The following is a 3,953-nucleotide window of genomic DNA, read 5'->3' as shown; positions in this document are numbered from 1 at the left end:
TCGACGGGCGCCTCCTCGATGACGACATGAGCATTCGTACCGCTGATCCCGAACGACGACACACCCGCCCGCCGCGGACGCACACCACGCGGCCAAGGCAGTTCCTCCGTCAGCAGGGCGACCGCTCCGGCGTCCCAGTCGACGTGGGAGGAGGGGCTGTCGACGTGCAGGGTGCGCGGCAGGCGTTCCGCCTGGAGGGCGAGGACCATCTTCATCACGCCGGCCACCCCGGCGGCGGCCTGGGTGTGTCCGATGTTCGACTTGATGGACCCGAGGCGCAGCGGTACGTCGCGGTCGCGGCCGTAGGTGGCCAGGAGGGCCTGTGCCTCGATGGGGTCGCCGAGCGTGGTACCGGTGCCGTGTGCCTCCACCACATCGACATCGCCCGCGCTCACCCCGGCATTGGCCAACGCCTGCCGGATCACGCGCTGCTGGGAGGGGCCGTTCGGCGCGGTCAGCCCGTTCGACGCCCCGTCCTGATTCACCGCGCTGCCCCGCACCAGGCCCAGGACGCGCAGGCCCCGGCGTTCGGCTTCGGAGCTGCGCATCAGGACGAGCACGCCGGCGCCCTCGGCCCAGCCGGTGCCGTCGGCGGCCTCGGCGAAGGACTTGCAGCGGCCGTCGGCGGCGAGGCCGCGCTGCCGGGAGAACTCCACGAAGGTCGACGGGGTGGCCATCACGGTGACACCGCCCGCGAGGGCGGTGGTGCACTCGCCGGACCGCAGGGCCTGGCAGGCGAGATGGAGGGCGACCAGGGAGGAGGAGCAGGCGGTGTCGACGGTGACGGCGGGCCCCTCGAAGCCGAAGACATAGGCGATACGGCCGGAGAAGACGCTGCCCGCGTTGCCGTTGCCGAGGTATCCCTCGACCTCCTCCGGCACTGCGTGCAGGCGGGCCGAGTAGTCGTGGTACATGAGGCCCGCGTACACGCCGGTGTCGGTGCCGCGCAGGGAGTGCGGGTCGATGCCCGCGCGTTCCAGGGCCTCCCAGGAGGTCTCCAGGAGCAGCCGTTGCTGCGGGTCCATGGCGAGGGCCTCGCGCGGGCTGATGCCGAAGAGTTCGGCGTCGAAGCGGTCGGCGTCGTGCAGGAAGCCGCCCTCGCGGACGTAGGCGGTGCCGGGATGGTCGGGGTCGGGGTCGTAGAGGGCGTCGAGGTCCCAGCCGCGGTTGGCGGGGAAGCCGGTGATGCCGTCGCCGCCGTCGGCGACGAGCCGCCACAGCTCCTCCGGGGTGGTGATGTCTCCGGGGTAGCGGCAGCCCATGCCGACGATCGCGATGGGCTCGTCGGCATGGCCCGGCCGTGCCGGTGCGGTGGCGGGTGGCGTCGTCGTGTCGTCGCCGACGAGTTCGGTGTGCAGGTGGGCGGCGAGGGCGACCGGGCTGGGGTGGTTGAAGACGAGGGTCGCCGGGAGGCGCAGGCCGGTCGCGGTGGCGAGGTCGTTGCGCAGGTCGACGGCGGTGAGCGAGTCGAAGCCGAGATCCTTGAAGGCGCGGTCCGGCGCGACCGACGCGGCGTCGGAGTGGCCGAGGACGGCGGCGACGCGGGTCTGCACCAGGTCCAGCAGCAGCCGGTCCTGTCCGGCGCGGGACAGTGCGCGCAGCCGGGCGGCGAGTGCGGGCTCGTCGCCGCCGCTGGTGCCGGTGGCGAGCCGCCTGCGGGGGGCGGCGGGCACGAGGCCACGCAGCACGCCGGGGAGGGTGTCACCGCGGGCGGCGAGCGCAGTGGTGTCGACGGCCGCGGGTACGGCGGTGGGTTCGGCGCTGGGCAGCACCGCGTCCAGCAGGGCGAGCCCCTCGTCGGCGGTGAGGGCCGGGAAGCCGAGGCGGCGCAGACGGGCGACCTCCGCCCCGGTGAGGGTGCCGCCCATGCCGGTGGTCTGCTCCCACAGGCCCCAGGCCAGGGACAGCGCGGGCAGGCCGCGCGTGTGGCGGCGGGCGGCCAGCGCGTCGAGCGCGGCGTTGGCGGCGGCGTACGCGGCCTGCCCGGCGGAGCCGACGACCCCTGCGACGGCGGAGAACAGCACGAACGCGCGCAGGTCGTGACCGGCGGTCAACTCGTCCAGATGCAGGGCCGAGGCGAGCTTGGCGGCCAGGACGCGGGCGAGGCGGTCGCCGGTCAGGTCGGTGAGGACGCCGTCGTCGAGTACGCCGGCGGTGTGCACGACCGCGCTCAGCCGGACGCCCTCCAGGGCTTCCTGGAGCGCCGCGCGGTCCGACACGTCGCAGGCGGTGACGGTCGGGCGGGCGCCGAGCCCCGTCAGTTCGCGGACGAGTTCGTCGGCACCGGGGGCCTCGCCGCCGCGCCGGGACAGCAGGAGCAGGTCCCGAACACCGTGGGCGGTGACGAGGTGTCGGGCCACCAGCGCGCCGAGGCCCCCGGTGCCGCCGGTGATCAGGACGGTGCCGGTGCCCCAGGGCTGTCGGGTGGCGGCGGGCGGCGCCTCGGCCCGGGTGAGCCTGGGCAGCAGCACCCGGCCCTCGCGGAGGGCGATTTCGCTCTCGCCGGTCCCGGTGAGGGTGGGGAGGTACGCGGTCAGCGCCCGCAGGGAGGCGGCCGTGCCGTCGGTGTCCGCCAAGGCGAACCGACCGGGGTGCTCGCTGATCGCGGTACGGACCAGGCCCGAAACGGTGGCCATCGCCGGGTCGGTACGGGCGCCCGTGGTGAGGACGACGAGGCGGCTGCCGTGCAGCGTGGGGCGCGCCAGCCAGTCCTGGATGGTGGTGAGCACCGCCTCCGCCGTGTCCTGCGGGGTGCTCTGCCCGGTGGGCACGGGCAGCAGGACATCCGCCAAAGGCGCGTCCAGGGCGGCGAGAGCGGCGGCGTCGGCGTACGCGGTGGCCGGCGCCGGGAGGCTTCGGGGGTCGCCGAGGACGGCAGGGCTCTCGGGCGTGGGGAGGGTGTCGGGCCTGGGGAGGTCCTCGGCTGCGGCCGGGGCCGGAATCCAGGCCACGCGGTACAGGTGCCGCGTGGCCGCCGCCGTGTCGGCACGGGTGATGTCACCGGCCGACACCTGTCGCAGCACCAGCTCGGCGATCTCCGCGACCGGTTCGCCCGCCGCGTCGGCGACGCGCACCGTGACTTCCCCGGGTCCGCGCACGGTCAGCCGGGCACGTACCGCGCGGGCACCGACGGCGGTCAGCGACACGCCGGACCACAGGAACGGCAGGAGCGCCTTGCGGCGGCCTTCCCCGGCGTCCGGGTCGCGCTCGGTGTCGTCGACGCCGAGCGCGTGCAGTACGGCGTCCAGCAGCGCGGGGTGCAGGGCGAAACCGGCGGCGTCCTCAGCGATCGGCTCGGGCAGTTCGGCCTCGACGTACAGGTCGGCGCCGTCCCGCCACAGGGCGCGCAACCCCTGGAAGGCCTGCCCGTAGCCCAGGCCGGTCTCCGTGAACCGGGGGTACAGCTCGGTCACGTCGACGGACCGGGCAGCGGGCGGCGGCCAGGCGCGCAGGTCCCAGCCGGCAGGCGCGGCCGGTCCTGCGGCGGTTGTGAGGGTTCCGGTGGCGTGCAGGGTCCACGGCCCGTCCTCGGGTGCGTCGCCGGGCCGGGCATGGACCCGGACCGTGCGCGTGCCGTCGTCGCCGACCGGTTCGACGGAGGTCTGCACCTGCACCGCGCCGCCCTCGGGCAGCACCAGGGGCTCGCGCAGGGTGAGTTCGTCCACGGTGAGCGGGCCGGTCCGGTCGGCGGCCTGAACGGCGAGTTCCACGAACGCCGTCCCCGGTACGACGACCGTGCCGTCGATGGTGTGGTCGGCCAGCCACGGATGGGTCCGCACGGACAGGCGTGAGGTGAGCACGACCGCGTCCGTCCCGGCCAGCCGAACGGCGGCGCCGAGCAGCGGGTGCCGGGTGACACCGAGGCCCAGTCCGTCGGCGTCGGAGACCGGCGGCGGCACGTCGAGCCAGTACCGGCGGCGCTGGAAGGGATAGGTGGGCAGGTCGATCCGGCG

At 75.2% G+C, this 3,953-nt stretch carries 1 protein-coding gene; it reads right to left on the bottom strand.

From position 1 onward, the window contains the following. A partial coding sequence (locus ACWD5Q_RS35195; protein WP_451431137.1) for an SDR family NAD(P)-dependent oxidoreductase occupies positions 1 to 3,953 on the bottom strand: 3,953 nt, incomplete at both ends.

It is taken from the genome of Streptomyces sp. NPDC002513 (genome assembly GCF_053595355.1).
This window is presented reverse-complemented; position numbering and strand designations above follow the sequence as displayed.